We start from the raw sequence: 20,234 nt of genomic DNA on the forward strand, positions 1-20,234 counted from the left end.
AAATACAAAATGGCAAAAGCAACATACGATCGTTCGAAGCCCCACTTAAATGTAGGTACTATTGGACATGTAGATCACGGTAAAACAACATTAACAGCTGCTATTACTAAGGTACTAGCTGATGCTGGTTATTCAGAAGCTTCAGCTTTTGATCAAATTGATAACGCTCCTGAAGAAAAAGAGCGTGGTATTACAATTAATTCTTCACACGTTGAATATGCGACGGCTAATCGTCACTATGCGCACGTTGATTGTCCAGGTCACGCCGATTATGTAAAGAACATGGTTACTGGTGCTGCACAGATGGATGGAGCGATCTTAGTTGTTGCTGCTACAGACGGACCAATGCCACAAACACGTGAGCACATTCTTTTAGGTCGTCAGGTAGGTATTCCGCGTATCGTTGTATTTATGAATAAAGTAGATATGGTTGATGATGAGGAATTACTTGAATTAGTTGAGATGGAAGTGAGAGATCTTTTGTCTTTCTATGAGTATGATGGTGATAATGGACCTGTAATCGCTGGTTCTGCATTAGGTGCGTTAAATGGTGAACAAAAATGGGTTGATACAGTTCTTTCTTTAATGGAAGCTGTTGATTCATGGATCGAAGAGCCATTGAGAGAAGTGGATAAGCCTTTCTTAATGCCTATCGAAGATGTGTTCTCTATTACTGGGCGTGGTACTGTAGCAACTGGTCGTATTGAGACTGGTATTGCTAATACTGGAGATCCTGTAGAGATTATTGGTATGGGTGCTGAAAAATTAACATCTACTATTACTGGTATTGAGATGTTCCGTCAAATCCTTGATAGAGGTGAAGCTGGAGATAACGCTGGTATTCTTTTGAGAGGTATTGAGAAATCAATGATTTCTAGAGGAATGGTAATTGTTAAGCCAGGTTCTGTAACTCCACACGCTAAATTTAAAGCTGAGGTTTACGTATTGAAAAAAGAAGAAGGTGGGCGTCACACTCCATTCCATAATAACTATCGTCCGCAGTTCTATGTACGTACAACTGATGTGACGGGTAATATTTCTCTTCCTGATGGAGTTGAAATGGTTATGCCGGGAGATAACTTAACTATTCATGTTGAGTTGATTTCTGCAATCGCAATGAGTATTGGTTTGCGTTTTGCTATCCGTGAAGGTGGTAGAACGGTAGGTGCTGGTCAGGTTACTGAAATTTTAGACTAAATTTTAGTCAAAAATATATAAGGTAAAGGTGTCTCGTTTTCGGGACGCCTTGACTTTTATAACGGGTTTAGTAGTTCCCCATTGAGGTTAGGCCTTTTTAAATTTCTATAGAAATAGTAAATATTTTAATATCGCATTTATAATTTTTGAATTTGTAATTCTTGAAATTATAAACGGGTTTAGCTCAGTTGGTAGAGCACTGGTCTCCAAAACCAGGTGTCGTGAGTTCGAGTCTCGCAACCCGTGCAACGTTTGTGTAAACGAAAATTAAATACCTTTTAAGATGGTAAATTATATTAAAGAGTCGTATAACGAACTAAGAAATCATGTTACTTGGACACCTTGGCCAGAGGCACAGCGTCTTACGGTAATTGTTGCTGCGTTTTCGGTAATCCTGGCGCTTGCTGTATGGGGAGTCGATAGTGTGTTTAGTAAAATTATATCTTATTACTTTGAGTTAATAAAATAATAAGAATGACTGAAACGAAAAGTGCAAAAAAATGGTATGTTGTCCGTTCAGTAAGTGGACAGGAAAACAAGATTAAAGAATATATTGAATCTGAGATCAATAGGTTGAACTTAGCGGATTATATTGAGCAGGTCTTGGTTCCTACTGAAACTGTGGTTCAAATACGTAACGGAAAAAAATCTAATAAGGAACGTGTTTATTTTCCTGGTTATATTATGATTCAAGCGAGTTTGGCTGGTGAGATTCCACATATTATAAAGTCAATTAATGGTGTTATAGGTTTCTTGGGTGAGACTAAAGGGGGAGACCCAGTGCCATTGAGGCAGGCTGAAGTTAATAGAATGTTAGGGAAGGTTGATGAGCTTTCAGTAAAGGATGAGAATGTTAATATTCCTTATGTAATCGGTGAAACTGTAAAAGTTGTTGATGGTCCATTTAATGGATTTAATGGTACAGTTGAAAAGATTAATGAAGAAAAGCGTAAGCTTGAAGTGATGGTGAAAATTTTCGGAAGAAAAACACCATTAGAGTTGAGTTATATGCAAGTAGAGAAAGTATAATTGTTACACGCTATATAATAGATTTTTTCTTTAGCTTCCACTAATGAGAAAATCGCAAAATTTAAATTTAGAACATGGCAAAAGAAGTCAGTAAAGTAGTAAAATTGCAAGTTCGTGGAGGTGCGGCAAACCCGTCACCACCAGTTGGACCCGCTTTAGGTGCTGCCGGTGTGAATATCATGGAGTTCTGTAAGCAGTTTAATGCTAGAACACAAGACAAGCAAGGAAAAGTATTGCCAGTTGCGATTACAGTTTATAAAGACAAGTCTTTTGACTTTGTTATTAAAACTCCTCCAGCTGCAGTTCAAATTCTTGAAGCTACAAAGATAAAAAAAGGATCTGGTGAGCCTCACGTTAAGAAGGTAGGGACTATAACTTGGGATCAAATTAGAGCTATTGCAGAAGACAAAATGCCCGATTTGAATGCATTTACAGTTGAAAGTGCTATGAAAATGGTTGCTGGTACTGCACGTTCAATGGGAATTAAAACAAAAGGTGCTGCACCTTTTTAATAAAAAAGAATCTATAAAATGGCAAGATTAACAAAAAAGCGTAAAGTGAATGTAACTAAGGTGGAGGATAAAGCCTACACTGTTGCTGAAGCTTCTGCGTTAATAAAAGAAATCTCCAATACAAACTTCGATCCATCTGTGGACCTTGCAGTGCGTCTTAATGTTGACCCACGTAAAGCAAACCAAATGGTTAGAGGTGTTGTAACCTTACCTCACGGTACAGGTAAAGATGTGAAAGTGCTTGCGCTTGTAACTCCTGATAAGGAAGCAGAAGCAACAGCCGCTGGAGCAGACTTTGTTGGGTTAGACGAGTACCTTGACAAAATCAAAGGTGGTTGGACGGATGTTGACGTAATTGTAACTATGCCGAGTGTGATGGGTAAATTGGGACCTTTAGGTCGTGTTTTAGGACCTCGTGGTCTTATGCCAAATCCAAAAACAGGTACGGTAACTATGGACGTAGCTAAAGCTGTTTCTGATGTGAAAGCTGGTAAGATTGACTTTAAAGTTGATAAAACTGGTATTGTACATGCCGCAGTTGGTAAAGCATCTTTTGATGCTGATAAAATTGCAGGGAACGCAAAAGAATTATTAACTACATTGGTAAAACTGAAGCCGCAAGCGGCTAAAGGAATCTATATTAAGAGCATCTTTATGTCAAGTACTATGAGCCCTAGTATAGAAATTGATACAAAAAGATTTACTGAGCAGTAACAAATAGAACTTATGACAAGAGAAGAAAAATCACAAGTAATTTCAACGTTGACTGCACAGCTTACAGATAATACGACTATTTATTTAGCCGATATTTCTGGTCTTGATGCAGGAACTACAACAAACTTACGCCGTGCTTGTTTTAAAGCAGGAATAAAACTTGCTGTAGTTAAAAACACATTGCTAGCAAAAGCAATGGAAAGTTCAGATAAGGAATTTGGAGATTTATCGACAGTTCTTAAAGGGAACACGTCTTTATTATTTTCTGAAACGGGTAATGCGCCTGCTAAAGTAATAAAGGAATTCAGAAAGAAATCTGATAAGCCTTTGCTTAAGGGGGCATACATCGAAGAAGCTATCTATATTGGAGATGATCAACTAGATAACCTAGTTAATATTAAATCCAAAGAAGAAGTTATCGGTGACATCATTGGGTTGTTACAATCTCCGGCTAAAAATGTTATTTCTGCTCTTAAGAGTGGTGGAAGCACAATTGCTGGACTTGTTAAAACACTTCAGGAGAGAGAGGCTTAATATATATTGCACTAATTAAATACAAATAATAAATTACAATTTTAAAAACGATAGAAAATGGCAGATTTAAAAGATTTCGCAGAACAATTAGTTAACTTAACCGTAAAAGAGGTTAATGAATTAGCTACTATATTAAAAGATGAGTATGGTATTGAGCCTGCTGCTGCTGCTGTAGCTGTTGCTGCTGGTGGTGCTGGTGGTGGTGAAGCTGTTGAGGAAAAGTCAGAATTTGACGTAATCCTTAAAGCAGCTGGAGCTTCTAAATTAGCAGTTGTAAAACTTGTTAAAGAACTTACCGGAGCTGGTCTTAAAGATGCAAAAGAATTAGTTGACAACGCACCATCTCCAATTAAGGAAGGTATTGCTAAGGATGAAGCTGAAGCTTTAAAAGCACAATTAGAAGAAGCAGGAGCAGAGGTTGAGCTTAAGTAAGCTAACTACTCTCCAAACCTTAAGGTTTAGGTCTTTCGTTTAAACGAAAAGACCTAAACCATTTTTGCGTATATAAAGGTTACTATTTTTTGAGTGTACGCATACACTGTTTTTTTAAATTAATTCCGTCCATAGATGTCAGCAATGTTAACTGAAAGATTGAATTTTTCTTCTGTACAAAATAAGCCGGATTATCCGGACTTTCTGGATATCCAAATTAAATCCTTTCAGGATTTTTTCCAACTGGAGACCAAGTCAGATGAAAGAGGCCAAGAAGGACTTTACAAGACTTTCTTAGAGAATTTCCCAATCACAGATACTCGCAACCAGTTTGTTTTAGAGTTTTTAGATTATTTCGTAGATCCACCAAGATACTCTATCCAAGAGTGTATTGAACGTGGTCTTACTTACAGTGTGCCTTTAAAAGCACGTTTAAAACTGTATTGTACAGATCCTGAACATGAAGATTTCGAAACAATTGTACAGGATGTATACTTAGGTACCATTCCTTATATGACTCCTAGTGGTACTTTTTGTATCAATGGAGCCGAACGTGTTGTAGTATCACAATTACACCGTTCTCCAGGGGTTTTCTTTGGACAATCATTCCATGCAAATGGAACAAAATTATATTCAGCAAGAGTAATACCTTTCAAAGGTTCTTGGATTGAATTTGCTACCGATATTAATAGCGTTATGTATGCTTATATCGATAGAAAGAAAAAATTACCTGTAACAACACTTTTCCGTGCCATTGGTTTTGAGAGAGATAAAGATATTCTTGAAATCTTTGACTTAGCTGAAGAGGTTAAAGCATCAAAGACTGGACTTAAAAAGTATTTGGGTCGTAAGCTTGCAGCACGTGTGTTGAAAACTTGGCACGAAGATTTTGTTGATGAGGATACTGGTGAAGTTGTATCCATTGAACGAAATGAGATTGTATTAGATCGTGATACTGTTCTTGAAAAAGAGCATATTGAAGAGATAATTGATTCTGGTTCCAAAGTAATTTTATTACACAAGGAGGATAATCATCTTGCAGATTATGCAATTATCCATAATACATTACAAAAAGATCCTACTAATTCAGAAAAAGAAGCAGTAGAACATATATATAGACAATTACGTAATGCTGAACCGCCAGATGAGGAAACTGCTCGTGGTATCATTAATAAATTATTCTTTTCTGATCAAAGATATAATTTAGGTGAAGTAGGTCGTTACCGTATGAATAAAAAATTAGGTCTTGATATCGCAATGGATAAGCAGGTGCTTACCAAAGAAGATATTATTACTATAGTAAAATATCTTATCGAGCTTATTAACAGTAAAGCTGAGATTGATGATATTGATCACTTATCTAACCGTCGTGTGCGTACAGTAGGTGAGCAGTTATCATCTCAATTTGGTGTTGGTCTTGCACGTATGGCAAGAACAATTCGTGAACGTATGAATGTGCGTGACAATGAAGTGTTTACTCCTATCGATTTGATTAATGCGAAAACGCTTTCTTCGGTAATTAATTCTTTCTTCGGAACGAATCAGTTATCACAATTTATGGACCAGACCAATCCACTAGCCGAAATTACGCACAAACGTAGACTTTCAGCATTAGGACCAGGTGGTTTATCAAGAGAAAGAGCAGGATTTGAGGTTCGTGATGTACACTATACACATTATGGAAGATTATGTCCTATTGAAACTCCTGAAGGACCAAATATTGGTCTTATTTCATCTTTGGCTGTTTATGCAAAAGTGAACAATCTTGGTTTTATTGAAACACCATACCGTAAGGTAACAGATGGGGTTATTGATTTAAAAACTGAACCTAAGTATCTTTCGGCAGAAGAAGAAGAAGGCCAGATGATTGCGCAGGCAAACATTCCACTTGACGGAAAAGGAAAAATCGATACAGATAGAGTTATTGCTCGTGAAGAAGGTGATTTCCCAGTTGTTGAGCCTACACAAGTAAATTATGCTGATGTTGCACCTAATCAAATTGCATCAATTTCGGCTTCATTAATTCCATTCTTGGAACATGATGATGCCAACCGTGCATTGATGGGAAGTAACATGATGCGTCAAGCAGTTCCTTTATTAATTGCAGATTCTCCTATCGTTGGTACTGGTTTAGAAAGACAAGTAGCTAGTGATTCTCGTGTATTGATTAATGCAGAGGGAGATGGAACTGTTGAGTATGTAGATGCAAACGAAATTACAATCAAATACGATCGTACCAAAGAAGCTGGAATGGTAAGTTTTGATAGTGATGAGAAAACATACCAACTTATTAAGTTTAGAAAGACAAACCAAGGAACATCAATTAACTTAAAGCCTATTGTAAAGAAAGGTGATAGAGTTGCAAAAGGACAAGTATTGTGTCAAGGATATGCTACCGAAAAAGGAGAGCTTGCACTTGGTCGTAATATGAAGGTTGCCTTTATGCCTTGGAAAGGATATAATTTTGAGGATGCAATCGTAATTTCAGAAAGAGTAGTACGTGAAGATATCTTTACTTCTATTCATATTGATGAATATTCTTTAGATGTTCGAGATACCAAGTTGGGTAATGAAGAATTGACAAATGATATTCCTAACGTTTCAGAAGAGGCTACTAAAGACCTTGATGAAAGTGGAATGATTCGTATTGGTGCAGAAGTAAAGCCTGGTGATATACTAATAGGTAAAATAACTCCTAAAGGAGAAAGTGATCCTACACCAGAAGAAAAATTACTACGTGCAATCTTCGGTGATAAAGCTGGTGATGTTAAAGATGCTTCATTAAAAGCGTCTCCTTCATTACATGGAGTTGTGATCAATAAAAAAGTTTTTGAAAGAGCAGTTAAGGATAAGCGTAAGAGAGCTAAGGATAAGGAAGATATTTCAGCACTTGAAATTAAATATGACGCTAAATTTGATGCACTTAAGGAAATATTAGTTGAAAAATTATTCATTATCGTTGGAGGAAAGACAGCTCAAGGTGTTATGAACGACCTTGGTGAAGTTGTATTCCCTAAAGGTAAAAAATACACCCTTAAAATGTTAAATGCTGTAGATGATTATACGCATTTAGTAGGTGGTGTTTGGGCAACAGATGATGAAACTAATGCTATGGTTGCAGATTTGATGCATAACTATAGAATTAAAGAGAACGATTTACAAGGAAGTTTACGCCGTGAGAAATTTACAATTTCAGTTGGTGATGAATTACCTGCTGGTATTTTAAAGCTTGCTAAGATTTATGTTGCTAAAAAACGTAAACTTAAAGTAGGTGATAAAATGGCGGGACGTCATGGTAACAAAGGTATTGTTGCACGTATTGTTCGTGATGAAGATATGCCATTCTTAGAAGATGGATCGCCAGTAGATATCGTGTTGAACCCACTTGGGGTACCGTCACGTATGAACATTGGTCAGATTTATGAAACTGTATTAGGATGGGCTGGTCAAAAACTAGGGCGTAAATATGCGACACCTATTTTTGATGGAGCAACCATTGATCAAATTAACGAATTAACAGATGAAGCTGAAATTCCAAGATTTGGGCATACGTATCTTTATGACGGTGGAACAGGTCAACGTTTTGATCAACCTGCAACAGTAGGTGTGATTTACATGTTGAAACTTGGCCATATGGTAGATGATAAAATGCATGCGCGTTCTATAGGACCATACTCACTAATTACGCAACAACCATTAGGAGGTAAAGCTCAGTTTGGTGGTCAACGTTTTGGAGAGATGGAAGTTTGGGCACTTGAGGCATATGGTGCATCAGCTACACTAAGAGAAATATTGACGGTAAAATCTGATGATGTTATAGGTAGAGCTAAAACTTACGAAAGTATCGTAAAAGGAGAAGCAATGCCTGAACCTGGACTACCAGAATCATTCAACGTACTTATGCACGAATTGAAGGGTCTTGGTCTTGACATTAGATTAGAAGAATAAAAGTGATGTAGGCTAACGCTTTCGCGGAAATGTTAGCCTACACATTTATATAATTCTTCATTGACCTTTTTAGAGGTCTATTTTTCAAATAATAATAAAGTTTATTATACAGCATTATGGCAAGAAATAATAACGAACAACAACAGAAGAAATTTAATAAAATTTCTATTGGATTAGCATCTCCCGAAGCGATTCTTGCAGAGTCAAGAGGAGAGGTTCTAAAACCAGAAACTATAAACTACCGTACGCACAAACCTGAGCGTGACGGTCTTTTCTGTGAGCGTATTTTTGGTCCTGTAAAGGATTATGAATGTGCCTGTGGAAAATATAAAAGAATACGCTATAAAGGAATCGTATGTGACCGTTGTGGTGTTGAAGTAACTGAGAAAAAAGTACGTCGTGACCGTGTAGGACACATTAACTTAGTAGTACCAGTTGCCCATATTTGGTATTTCCGAAGTTTGCCTAATAAAATAGGATACCTTCTTGGATTACCATCTAAGAAATTGGACATGATTATTTACTACGAACGTTATGTAGTAATTCAACCAGGTATTGCAAAGAACGAAGAAGGTGATCCAGTTAAGAAACTAGATTTCCTTAGTGAAGAAGAATATATTGCAATACTAGATTCAATTCCACAAGAAAATCAATATTTAGATGATAGTGACCCTAATAAGTTTATCGCAAAAATGGGTGCCGAATGTTTAATCGATCTTTTAGATCGTATTGACTTAGACACATTATCATTTGAATTACGTCACAAAGCAAACAACGAAACTTCAAAGCAACGTAAGACAGAAGCCCTGAAGAGACTTCAAGTTGTCGAAGCATTGCGTGATGCAAACAAAAATAGAGAAAACAAAGCAGCATGGATGATTATGAAGGTGGTACCTATTATTCCACCAGAATTACGTCCATTAGTACCACTTGATGGTGGTCGTTTTGCAACTTCAGATTTAAATGACCTTTATCGTCGTGTAATTATCCGTAATAATCGTTTAAAGCGATTAATGGAAATTAAAGCACCAGAGGTAATTTTGCGTAATGAGAAACGTATGTTGCAAGAATCGGTAGATTCTTTATTTGATAACACTCGTAAATCTTCAGCAGTAAAAACTGATAGCAATCGTCCATTAAAATCTCTTTCAGACTCATTGAAAGGTAAACAAGGGCGTTTCCGTCAAAACTTACTTGGTAAGCGTGTAGATTATTCAGCACGTTCAGTAATTGTTGTTGGACCAGAATTAAAATTATTTGAATGCGGTATTCCTAAGGGAATGGCAGCAGAACTTTATAAGCCTTTTGTAATACGTAAACTTATCGAGCGTGGTATTGTTAAGACTGTAAAATCTGCAAAGAAAATTATAGATAAAAAAGAGCCTGTAGTTTGGGATATCTTGGAAAACGTTCTTAAAGGACATCCAGTATTGCTAAACCGAGCGCCTACTTTGCACCGTTTAGGTATTCAAGCATTTCAGCCTAAATTAATTGAAGGTAAAGCAATCCAGTTGCATCCATTAGTGTGTACGGCATTTAACGCCGATTTTGATGGGGATCAAATGGCAGTACATCTTCCTTTAGGACCAGAAGCAATCTTAGAAGCACAATTATTAATGCTTGCCTCACACAATATTTTGAACCCTGCTAATGGTGCTCCAGTTGCAGTACCTTCTCAGGATATGGTATTGGGTCTTTATTATATGACCAAACTTAAAAAGTCTACAAATGACTTAAAAGTTAAAGGTGAAGGCTTAACTTTTTATTCAGCCGAAGAGGCTATCATCGCTTATAATGAGAAGATGGTAGATTTAAATGCTGAAATAAAAATTAGAACAAAAGATTTTAACGAAGAAGGTAAGCTTACCATGCAAATTATCACTACCACTTTAGGTAGGGTTATATTTAATGAAAGGGTGCCAGAAGAAGCAGGATTTATTAATGAAGTATTGACTAAGAAATCTCTTAGAGATATTATTGGTGGTATTTTGAAGGTAACAAGTGTACCAAAAACAGCGAATTTCCTTGATGAAATTAAAACGTTAGGATATAAGTTTGCATTTGAAGGTGGATTATCTTTTAGTTTAGGTGATATTATTATCCCAGCTGAAAAATACCCAATGATTGATGAAGCAAACGAGAAAGTAGATGGAATTAGAGCTAATTATAATATGGGTCTAATTACTCAAAACGAACGTTACAATCAAGTAATTGATATTTGGACAGCAACTAACGCGGCGCTTACTGAATTATCAATGAAGCGTATTAGAGAAGATCAACAAGGATTTAACTCGGTATATATGATGCTTGATTCTGGAGCACGTGGATCTAAAGAACAGATTCGTCAGCTTACAGGTATGCGTGGATTGATGGCAAAACCGAAAAAATCAAACAGTGGTGGAGGTGAAATTATTGAAAACCCTATTCTTTCTAACTTTAAGGAAGGACTTTCAATTCTTGAATACTTTATCTCTACTCACGGTGCACGTAAAGGACTTGCAGATACAGCATTAAAAACGGCAGATGCAGGTTACTTAACACGTAGATTAGTTGACGTTTCTCAAGATGTAATTGTAAACAGTGAAGACTGTGGTACTCTTAGAGGAATTGAAGTGTCTGCACTTAAGAAAAATGAAGAGATAGTTGAAAAACTTGCTGCAAGGATAGTTGGTAGAACTGCATTAAACGATGTGGTAAATCCATTAACTAAAGAAGTTCTTGTTGTTAGTGGAGCTCATATTGATGAAGATATAGCAGCTAAAATTGCAGATTCACCAATTGAAACTGTTGAAGTACGTTCAGCATTAACTTGTGAGGCTACAAAAGGTATTTGTTCTCAATGTTATGGTAGAAATTTAGCAACCAATAAAATGGTTCAAAGAGGAGAAGCTGTAGGTGTTGTAGCTGCGCAATCCATTGGAGAGCCTGGTACACAGTTAACACTTCGTACATTCCACGTGGGTGGTATTGCTGGTAACATTTCCGAAGAAAATAAACTTAAAGTTAAGTTTGATGGAAAAGCTGAAATAGAAGATTTGAAGACTGTAAAAGGTCAAGATAGCGATGGAAACGATATTGATATTGTTATTTCTCGTACATCTGAACTAAAATTGATTGATAAGAAAACTGGTATTACATTGAGTACTAATAATATTCAATACGGTTCAACCATTTATATAAAAGATGGAGATACGTTGAAAACTGGCGATGTTGTTTCTCAATGGGATCCATATAACGGTGTTATTATTTCTGAATTTGCAGGTAAAATCAAATACGAGAATATTGAGCAAGGTATTACTTATGCTGTTGAGATTGATGAACAAACAGGTTTCCAAGAAAAAGTAATTACTGAATCTAGAGATAAGAAAAAGATACCTACACTTCAAATTTTAGGTAAAGGTGACGAAGTAATTCGTAGCTATAACTTACCAGTAGGAGCATTAATTCAAGTAGATAATAGCGAGAAAATTAAGATTGGTAAAATCTTAGTTAAGATTCCTCGTAAATCTGCAAAAGCAGGTGATATTACTGGAGGTCTTCCACGTGTAACTGAGTTATTCGAAGCTCGTAATCCTTCTAATCCTGCTGTAGTTAGTGAGATTGATGGTGTTGTTTCTTTCGGAAAGATAAAACGTGGTAACCGTGAGATTATCGTTGAGTCTAAACTTGGTGAAGTAATGAAATACTTGGTTAAATTGAGTAACCAAATACTGGTTCAAGAAAACGATTACGTAAGAGCAGGAATGCCATTAAGTGATGGTTCAATTACACCAGAAGATATTCTTAGAATTAAAGGCCCATCTGCTGTACAACAGTACTTGGTAAATGAAGTTCAAGAAGTATATCGTCTACAAGGTGTAAAGATTAACGATAAGCATTTTGAGGTTGTAGTTCGCCAGATGATGCGTAAAGTACGTATTGTTGATAGTGGAGATACATTATTCCTAGAAAATCAACTAGTTCATAAATCAGATTTTATTGAAGAAAACGATAAAATCTTTGGAATGAAAGTAGTAGAAAATGCTGGTGATAGTGATACTTTAAAAGAAGGGCAGATTTTGACTTCGCGTGAATTACGTGATGAAAATTCTATCTTAAGAAGAGCAGACAAAGCACTTGTAGAAGCACGTGATGCAGTCAATGCGACAGCAACACCTATTTTACAGGGAATAACGAGAGCCTCTTTACAGACTAAATCGTTTATCTCAGCTGCATCATTCCAGGAAACTACAAAGGTATTGAACGAAGCCGCTGTAGCAGGTAAGATTGACCACCTTGAAGGTCTTAAGGAAAATGTAATTGTAGGTCATAAAATACCAGCCGGAACAGGGATGCGTAAGTATGATACTATTATTGTAGGTTCTAAAGAAGAGCTTGAAGAAATGACAAAAGAGAAAGAAGAAGTTAATTATAACTAATTCTGGAATATTGGGAATTCCAATAGTTTAAATATTTCAAAATCCCGTGCTTGTCACGGGATTTTGTATTTTTAGGCAAGAAATAAATAATGTACTTTTTTCGCTTTCGCGGAAATTTTAAAAAATTAAAAATGGCAGATCAAAAAGAACAACCTAAAAAAGGACAATTAAACATAGAACTCGATGCTGAAACAGCACAAGGAATATATAGCAACCTAGCGATCATAAATCACTCACAGTCTGAGTTTATTGTTGATTTTGTTTCTATAATGCCAGGAGTGCCTAAAAGCAAAGTGAAATCAAGAATTGTATTAACACCACAACATGCTAAGCGATTGTTAAAAGCCTTAAATGAAAATATAAGTAGATTTGAAAAGCAACATGGGCAGATAAAAGAATTTAACCAACCAAATATCCCGATAAATTTTGGCCCAACAGGTGAAGCTTGATTGGATTGTAATAACTTCACAAATATTTCTAATCGCTAAGAATCGCGTATTTTAAAAATTCTCAAGGAATTGATCAAATACGCGATTCTTAATAAATAATCTTAATCAATATTTATAATTCTATTTCTTTGTAGTTTTTTCAAATTCACTTACAAAATGTAGTTTTACGTTTGGATATTTACTCTGCGTCATTTGAAGTGTAAATGCAGAATCTGCAAAAAATACAAGTTGACCTCTTTTGTCTTTAGCAAGGAATTTAGATTTTACACGTTTAAAATCTTTAAATTCATCACTTTTAGGGTCTTTAGCTTCTACCCAGCATGCTTTATGTACATTGAGGTTTTCATAGCGGCAAATAGCGCCATATTCATGTTCTAAACGATATTGTATTACTTCAAATTGAAGAGCACCAACCGTACCAATAACTTTACGACCATTAAGTTCTAATGTGAATAGCTGCGCAACACCCTCGTCCATTAATTGATCTATTCCTTTTTCTAATTGTTTGCTCTTTAAAGGGTCTGCGTTATTAATGTATTTAAAATGCTCTGGAGAAAAACTAGGAATGCCTTTATATTTCATTTCTTCACCCTCGGTTAATGTGTCACCTATTTTAAAACTACCTGTGTCGTGTAGTCCTACAATATCCCCTGGATAAGATATATCTACAATTTGTTTCTTTTCGGCGAAGAAAGCATTTGGGCTTGAAAATTTCATTTTTTTACCATTACGCACGTGTAGGTAATTTGTATTTCGCTCAAATGTACCAGATACGATTTTGACAAATGCTAATCTATCACGATGTTTGGGGTCCATATTAGCATGTATTTTAAATACAAATCCCGAAAAATCTTTTTCTTCTGGTTTTACTAATCTTGTATCGCTATTTTTAGGTTGTGGTTTTGGAGCAATCTCAATAAAGCAATCAAGTAATTCTCTAACACCAAAATTATTAAGGGCAGATCCGAAAAATACTGGTTGTAATTTGCTACTAAGATATTCTTCTCTATCAAAATCTGGATAAACCTCGTGTACCAATTCTAACTCTTCTCTTAATGTTTTGGCAGCAGTTGATCCTATTAATTCATCTAACATTTCCGAAGAGATATCATCAACTTCAATTGTTTCTTCAATGTTTTTTCTACTATCACCACTAAATAGATTGACGTTTTTTTCCCAAACATTATAAATACCTTTGAAATCGTATCCCATTCCAATGGGAAATGATAGGGGGGTGGTTCTTAAACCAAGTTTTTGTTCAATTTCGTCAAGTAATTCAAAGGCATCTTTACCTTCTCTGTCCATTTTATTAATGAATACAATCATGGGAATGTTTCGCATGCGACAAACCTCTACAAGTTTTTCTGTTTGCTCCTCTACACCTTTAGCAACGTCAATTACAACGATAACACTATCTACTGCGGTAAGTGTCCTAAAGGTGTCTTCAGCAAAATCCTTGTGTCCAGGTGTATCTAATATATTTATTTTGATCCCTTCATATTCAAAAGCTAGCACAGAAGTAGCGACAGAAATACCTCGTTGACGCTCAATTTCCATGAAGTCACTTGTAGCACCTTTTTTTATTTTATTACTTTTTACAGCACCAGCTTCTTGAATAGCTCCTCCAAATAGTAATAGCTTTTCTGTAAGTGTAGTTTTTCCTGCATCTGGATGAGAAATAATACCAAAAGTTTTACGTCGATTGATTTCTTTTTGTAGAGACATTTTTATCAAAATTTTAATGCAAATATACATCTAGTGGCTGGAAATACAGTATAATTTTTGAACACTTAAAATGACTTGATTTAATCCAATTTGAAGGTTATTTCCTACAATAATCTTCCCCTATTAGCAAAGTGAGAATGTATTTAATCGCATATATTTGTTTTTGGACGATTTTTGTTTACATCTTGTTAATTAAATTTTGCTGCTTGCTATTAGGTACTTTAACAAGGTTGTTGTTTTAAATGTAAAATTTGAGTATATAAATTGAGTAATTAATAATTGTGGGATAAATAAAAATTGGTTCTGTCCTACAAATAAATTTGTGGTTTAAATTGTAAATAGAGTGTTCAGACAAGATTAGAAACGTTTTTTCCTACAAAAAATAATCGTGAAATCTTAGTCTTTTGAGTAGTTCAACGAGTATATTTTGCAGTTGAACTAATACCTTGGTATCATAAACAAAAGGTGTGTTTTTACTATGTAACTTTGTTATTTAGAATTTCAACTTATTGTTTTCTATTTATTTAGTAAATCGAATATATAATCGTAATAGTATGCATAAAACTACATTAACCTCGAAAATTAAAAAAAGTGCATTAGCATTGACATTAAGTTCTTTGCTAATTGTTGCTACGTTCTTTTTAGCTGGTTTGTCTTTTAGTGATGAAAATTTCTCTGCAAGTATTGTTGAAGAAAATGAAGTTATTTTGAATGATGATTTTGCTTCAAATAGTGATTTGCTATTAACTAGTGCTACAAATGATTTTTCAAAGTATAATGAGGAATCTTCTTCTTCTTCGATTATGACGGATATTTGTTATAAGACTGGAGTTTGGACAGAAGTTTCTGCGGGAGTTTGGATAAGTCAACTTTCGCAAGATGTTAAGGTTAGAGTTACGATGGAAGATTTTTCGACTCATTGGGATGCATCTGGTTTTCCTGAATCTGGACCGTTAGATGCTTCTTGTGGTGGTTTTACTACTAATTTTAGTGGTATAGCAAATCAAGAATCTCTTAAAACACTAGTTGGTGCGCAAGGTCAAAATCCTTCAAAAAATTTCACTACTTTTAATGTTGAATTTATAGATAATAATGGAGCTTCTACGCCTGTAATTAATCCTAAAATGCATTGGGCAGGGATAGGTGGTTCTAATGGGAATAATTTTAATACTTCAAAATGGACACTTCAGGGAGGTGATTCTGCTACTTTGTTAAGTTCTGCTAATTCAATGCAATTAAATGGTCAAGTTGTTGAATTAGGGAATGCTGGTAATTATACTTCACAATCTGTAAATTCATGCGGAACTGGAGAGGGGTCTGGAACATTGCAAATAAATGGCTCCCAAACTGTCTTTAGTTTTAAGGTTCAGCAATTTAACTCAGATGGTAATATTGATTTTTCAAATAGTAGAGATGGTATTGATTTCGTTTTTGAAGGTTGTTTTGGTAGTTCTGGAACTCAACCAGTATCTGATTGGTTGTTTTCATGTGGTGATGATAAGCTAGTTGATGAATATGGATATAATGCTAATGGTGCTACAACTACTGTTGCTACATTGCCGAATCCTTCAAATATATATCAATATCAAGTAGAAATTGTTTATAAAGGAGGAAATCCAGGCTCTACAATTCAAATACGTGATGATTCATCTAACACATATAATTTAACTCGCTCTGTCCCTTTCGGTTCAGGAAGTAATGTTTGGGTTTATAGGGGGCAAATTGCGGGTAATACTAGTACGGTTACATATACAAACTCATCTCAAACTAATAGGTTGCAATCTATGGTGGTTTATGCGTTTAGAAATGTTGATGGCGCTGCAGGAAGTTCTGGGGTTTTTACAAATAGAAGTGGATATAACGATCTTCAAACAATAAATATTCAAGTTCCTTTATCTGATGGTCCTAGAGATTTAGTAGTAGAGGTTCCTATTTCTGAAACTACAAATGATGGAAGATATCTTTTATTAAGGGCTGAAGCTGGAGGAATTACGGATCAAACCATAATTTATGGATCTGACCCTTCTTTACCTGGTGGGAGTTGTTGTTTAAATATCCCTTTGTTGACTTTATCAAATGTTCCTGGGAATGTTGATCAAGTGACAATTACAGTTGATACAAGAAATAATCAAAACGGACAATCTGTAGGTGGACAATCTTGGGTTATTGCTGCTGGTGTAAATGTAGATTCGTTATGTGGAGAAAACCTTCCCGTCGCTGAAGACGATTCTTATACTGTCTTCACTAATAGTGGTTTTAGTAATTTGAATATTTTAAGTAATGACTCATTTGGTGGTGATGGTCCCAATTCTGGGGCTGTTGTTATTACTCAATCGCCAGGAAATGGAACGGCAATAGTTAATAAAAATGGAACTCCTAATAATCCATTAGATGATATTATTCGCTATGAACCTAGTAATAATTATACAGGAAATGATGTTTTAAAGTATACTATCACAGATTCAAATGGTGATACTAGTGAGGCTACGGTCTTGATTTTAGTTTTTAATGAACCAAATCCTAGAGATTGTGATTGTTCTCCTTTTTATGATAATTCAAACTTTGCTAATCCCCAATTAATTGCTGGAACTAATCTAAGAGTAGGAGCTGTATATAGATTTCCAAATGTTTTTCCGGGAAATCCATATGGAACTACAGTTGATGCTTTAGTTAGGGTCGAGGCTTTTGCAGGAGGTGCTGGTTTGTTAGAAATGGACGTAACAGGAACTGGACTAGATCGTGCTTTTCAGCCAAGAATAAATAGTACTAACAGTGGGGATCAAAGTGTTCTTTTTAGTATGACATTTGTTGAAGGTGGTGGAAACTATGGTGATGAGGTTACAATTTCTTTTTTCGGAAGTCCTTTAGATATTGATGGCGATAGTGTTATATCTAGAGAATATGCAGAGCTTAGTCTGCCTGATGCTTACTATTTATCTGCCGATGCTATAATTGATATTTCTCAAGGACCTACATTTGTTAGGGGGGAGGCTCAATCTGCGGCTAATGCCCCTGGAGGAACAGTTTCTTTAGATCCTAGATTTACATTTAGTAACTATTGGGAGAATAAGTCGACGTTATTGTATAGAATTGGAAAATTAGACAGAAATGACGATAGATTCTTTTCTCTAGATTTAAATAAAGCAACCTATATAAATCCAGAAACAGTTGTTATTACAAATCCTGTGATTTGTGGTAATGTTAGTGATGATCAAGGGAATCCATTGCCTAATGTCGATATTGATGTAACTGGAGCTAATGGAAGTACTCAAACAGTTACGACTAATGCAGATGGCGATTATAGGGCCATTGCTATTATTCCAGCAATTGATGTTGAAGTTGATTTTGAGATTCGTGAAAATGATCCAAGTGGTTACTTTTCAGTTTCTGATATTGACGGGGCTAATGATAACTTGATTACCAAAACATTAGATATAATGTCTACATGTGGTAACGACTTTGTAGATGGGACTAACGTAGAGTTAGAAATAGGACAAAAAACTGATATTCTTTGTAATGGAGATGCGACAGGTTCAATTACTGTAAATGCAAACGGTGGATTAGCTCCTTATCTGTATAGAATTAATGGTGGTTCTCAACAAAGCGATCCTACATTTGATAATTTAACAGCAGGTTCATATAATATAACTGTTACAGATAGTTTAGGTAATACAGATACTCTTAATGTTCTACTAACTGAGCCAGAATCTATTAGTATTGAGTTGACTAAAACTAATGCTAATGCAATCGCACTATGTAATAATGGTACAGCAACAGCAACAGTTTCTGGAGGTGTTGGTCCATATACTTATTTGTGGGATGACCCTAATGGTCAAACAACAGCGACGGCTACGGGTCTTTCTGGGGGTATTCTTGGAGGAACACAATATACTGTAACAATAACTGACGATAATGGATGTACAGCACAACAAAGTGTGATCATTAATTGTGTTCAAGATTGTGATGCTGTTCTTGCCGTCGGAAATGTAACTAATGTTTTGTGTAATGGAGAGTTAACAGGGAGTGCTTCTGTAAATGCAAGCTCTACAGCAAATTCTAATGCTACATTTACATTCACGTGGAATACAATACCTGTACAAATAGATACTGGTGTGACATCTAGTACTATCAATAACCAAGGAGCAGGCGTCTATACTGTAAGTGTTACAATTGATGGTACTTTATGTCAACCCGTAGAAGAAAGTGTAACTATTACAGAACCTTCAAGTGCTGTAAGTGTTACAGTGTCTTCAACAGATGAAACTGGGCCAACAACAAATGATGGTACTGCAACAGCGAATCCTTCAGGTGGAATTCCTCCTTATACTTATTTATGGAGTCCAGGTGGTGAAACTACTCAAACAATTACTGGGCTAAGTGACGGGGTTTATACCGTAGTGGTGACAGACGATAATGGTTGTTCTGTTACAAATAATGTAACTGTCAATAATGGAGATTGTAATAATTTAATGGCTAACACATCTGCAACTCCTGTCTCTTGTAATGGAGGAAATGATGGTTCGGCAACAGTAAATATTAATGGGGGAATTGGGCCTTTTACAGTTTTATGGGCACCTGGTGGACAGACAAGTGAGACGATAAGTAATTTGATTGCTGGAGTTTATACAGTTACTGTGACAGATACAGCAACCCTTTGTACTTCTTCGAGCTCAGTAACTGTAAATCAGCCTACTGCACTTACTTCTGGAATAGCAATTACTAATGTTAATTGTTTTGGCGATAGTACGGGTTCATTAGACTTAACCGTTAGTGGAGGTACAGCTGGGTATACGTTCTTGTGGAGTAATGGAGAAACAACTGAAGATATTTCTGGATTAACGGCTGGAACTTATTCAGTAGTAATAACTGATGAAAATGGATGTGTCTTAAACGATGCTGCCGTTGTTTTACAGCCTGATGCTGCTTTGACTGCACAAATTGATTCTCAATTAAATAGTTTATGTGGTGCAGGTGGGTCTGTTACCGTATCGGCTCAGGGAGGAACACCAACATATAGCTATAGTTTAGATGGCGGTACGCAGCAGCAGTCTGGTGTTTTTGATGATTTATCTGCAGGAGATTATGTTATTTCTATTTTTGATGCAAACCTTTGTACTGTAGATATCCTAGTTACAATTTCTTTAAATTGTACTGATGCTATTGATGATATAAATGACACTTTTGTCGATTTAGCTGTTAGTGGCGATGTGTTGATTAATGATGAGGATGCAGAGGGAGATGATCAGGCTGTCACTTCAAACACGCAGCCTGCCAAT

Annotated in this window: 12 protein-coding genes and 1 tRNA gene; 12 read left to right on the forward strand and 1 reads right to left on the reverse strand. The window is 35.8% G+C overall.

What is annotated here, in order from left to right:
• The first annotated feature begins 9 nt into the window (after positions 1-9).
• The 11 genes from tuf to GB234_RS14340 all read left to right on the forward strand — a co-directional run bounded on the left by tuf (position 10) and on the right by GB234_RS14340 (position 13,233).
• Positions 10-1,197 carry an elongation factor Tu gene (gene tuf / locus GB234_RS14290; RefSeq protein ID WP_151895263.1) on the forward strand — a complete coding sequence of 396 codons (1,188 nt, stop codon included), beginning with the start codon at positions 10-12 and terminating at the stop codon, positions 1,195-1,197.
• Positions 1,198-1,370: 173 nt separating this feature from the next.
• Positions 1,371-1,443: transfer RNA gene (locus GB234_RS14295), tRNA-Trp, on the forward strand.
• A gap of 37 nt (positions 1,444-1,480) precedes the next feature.
• Positions 1,481-1,666: a preprotein translocase subunit SecE gene (gene secE / locus GB234_RS14300; RefSeq protein ID WP_151895264.1), complete on the forward strand. Its 186-nt coding sequence runs from the start codon at positions 1,481-1,483 to the stop codon at positions 1,664-1,666.
• Positions 1,667-1,671: 5 nt separating this feature from the next.
• The gene (gene nusG / locus GB234_RS14305; RefSeq protein ID WP_151895265.1) at positions 1,672-2,226 is read left to right on the forward strand and encodes a transcription termination/antitermination protein NusG; all 555 of its coding nucleotides are present in this window, start codon (positions 1,672-1,674) and stop codon (positions 2,224-2,226) included.
• A gap of 74 nt (positions 2,227-2,300) precedes the next feature.
• On the forward strand, positions 2,301-2,738 hold the full coding sequence (gene rplK / locus GB234_RS14310) for a 50S ribosomal protein L11 (protein ID WP_151895266.1): 438 nt from the start codon (positions 2,301-2,303) through the stop codon (positions 2,736-2,738).
• Positions 2,739-2,756: 18 nt separating this feature from the next.
• Positions 2,757-3,452, forward strand: a complete 696-nt coding sequence (gene rplA / locus GB234_RS14315; RefSeq protein WP_151895267.1) for a 50S ribosomal protein L1 — start codon at positions 2,757-2,759, stop codon at positions 3,450-3,452.
• A 12-nt stretch (positions 3,453-3,464) separates the two neighbouring features.
• Entirely contained in the window at positions 3,465-3,986 is a 522-nt protein-coding gene (rplJ, locus tag GB234_RS14320) for a 50S ribosomal protein L10 (RefSeq protein ID WP_151895268.1), read from the forward strand.
• A 57-nt stretch (positions 3,987-4,043) separates the two neighbouring features.
• Positions 4,044-4,418: a 50S ribosomal protein L7/L12 gene (gene rplL / locus GB234_RS14325; protein WP_151895269.1), complete on the forward strand. Its 375-nt coding sequence runs from the start codon at positions 4,044-4,046 to the stop codon at positions 4,416-4,418.
• A gap of 135 nt (positions 4,419-4,553) precedes the next feature.
• A complete protein-coding gene (gene rpoB / locus GB234_RS14330; RefSeq protein WP_151895270.1) occupies positions 4,554-8,366 on the forward strand; it encodes a DNA-directed RNA polymerase subunit beta in 3,813 nt (1,270 codons plus the stop codon).
• A gap of 116 nt (positions 8,367-8,482) precedes the next feature.
• Entirely contained in the window at positions 8,483-12,784 is a 4,302-nt protein-coding gene (gene rpoC / locus GB234_RS14335; protein ID WP_151895271.1) for a DNA-directed RNA polymerase subunit beta', read from the forward strand.
• A 131-nt stretch (positions 12,785-12,915) separates the two neighbouring features.
• Complete coding sequence (locus tag GB234_RS14340; RefSeq protein WP_151895272.1) at positions 12,916-13,233, forward strand: DUF3467 domain-containing protein; 318 nt, start codon at positions 12,916-12,918, stop codon at positions 13,231-13,233.
• A gap of 120 nt (positions 13,234-13,353) precedes the next feature.
• Here GB234_RS14340 and GB234_RS14345 read toward each other — a convergent pair whose 3' ends face one another.
• Entirely contained in the window at positions 13,354-14,958 is a 1,605-nt protein-coding gene (locus GB234_RS14345) for a peptide chain release factor 3 (RefSeq protein ID WP_151895273.1), read from the reverse strand.
• 554 nt (positions 14,959-15,512) lie between these two features.
• Here GB234_RS14345 and GB234_RS14350 point away from each other — a divergent pair.
• Positions 15,513-20,234 (forward strand): Ig-like domain-containing protein (locus GB234_RS14350; RefSeq protein WP_208997332.1); only part of this gene is annotated, 4,722 nt, incomplete at its 3' end.

This window comes from Patiriisocius marinistellae, assembly GCF_009014635.1.
Classification (GTDB): domain Bacteria; phylum Bacteroidota; class Bacteroidia; order Flavobacteriales; family Flavobacteriaceae; genus Patiriisocius; species Patiriisocius marinistellae.

What these genes read in the sequence shown, in the direction of transcription:
- tuf (WP_151895263.1), top strand. Translation starts at nt 10, where the DNA reads ATGGCAAAAGCAACATACGATCGTTCGAAGCCCCACTTAAATGTAGGT.
- secE (WP_151895264.1), top strand. Translation starts at nt 1,481, where the DNA reads ATGGTAAATTATATTAAAGAGTCGTATAACGAACTAAGAAATCATGTT.
- nusG (WP_151895265.1), top strand. Translation starts at nt 1,672, where the DNA reads ATGACTGAAACGAAAAGTGCAAAAAAATGGTATGTTGTCCGTTCAGTA.
- rplA (WP_151895267.1), top strand. Translation starts at nt 2,757, where the DNA reads ATGGCAAGATTAACAAAAAAGCGTAAAGTGAATGTAACTAAGGTGGAG.
- rplL (WP_151895269.1), top strand. Translation starts at nt 4,044, where the DNA reads ATGGCAGATTTAAAAGATTTCGCAGAACAATTAGTTAACTTAACCGTA.
- rplJ (WP_151895268.1), top strand. Translation starts at nt 3,465, where the DNA reads ATGACAAGAGAAGAAAAATCACAAGTAATTTCAACGTTGACTGCACAG.
- GB234_RS14345 (WP_151895273.1), bottom strand. Translation starts at nt 14,958, where the DNA reads ATGTCTCTACAAAAAGAAATCAATCGACGTAAAACTTTTGGTATTATT.
- rpoC (WP_151895271.1), top strand. Translation starts at nt 8,483, where the DNA reads ATGGCAAGAAATAATAACGAACAACAACAGAAGAAATTTAATAAAATT.
- rplK (WP_151895266.1), top strand. Translation starts at nt 2,301, where the DNA reads ATGGCAAAAGAAGTCAGTAAAGTAGTAAAATTGCAAGTTCGTGGAGGT.
- GB234_RS14340 (WP_151895272.1), top strand. Translation starts at nt 12,916, where the DNA reads ATGGCAGATCAAAAAGAACAACCTAAAAAAGGACAATTAAACATAGAA.
- rpoB (WP_151895270.1), top strand. Translation starts at nt 4,554, where the DNA reads ATGTCAGCAATGTTAACTGAAAGATTGAATTTTTCTTCTGTACAAAAT.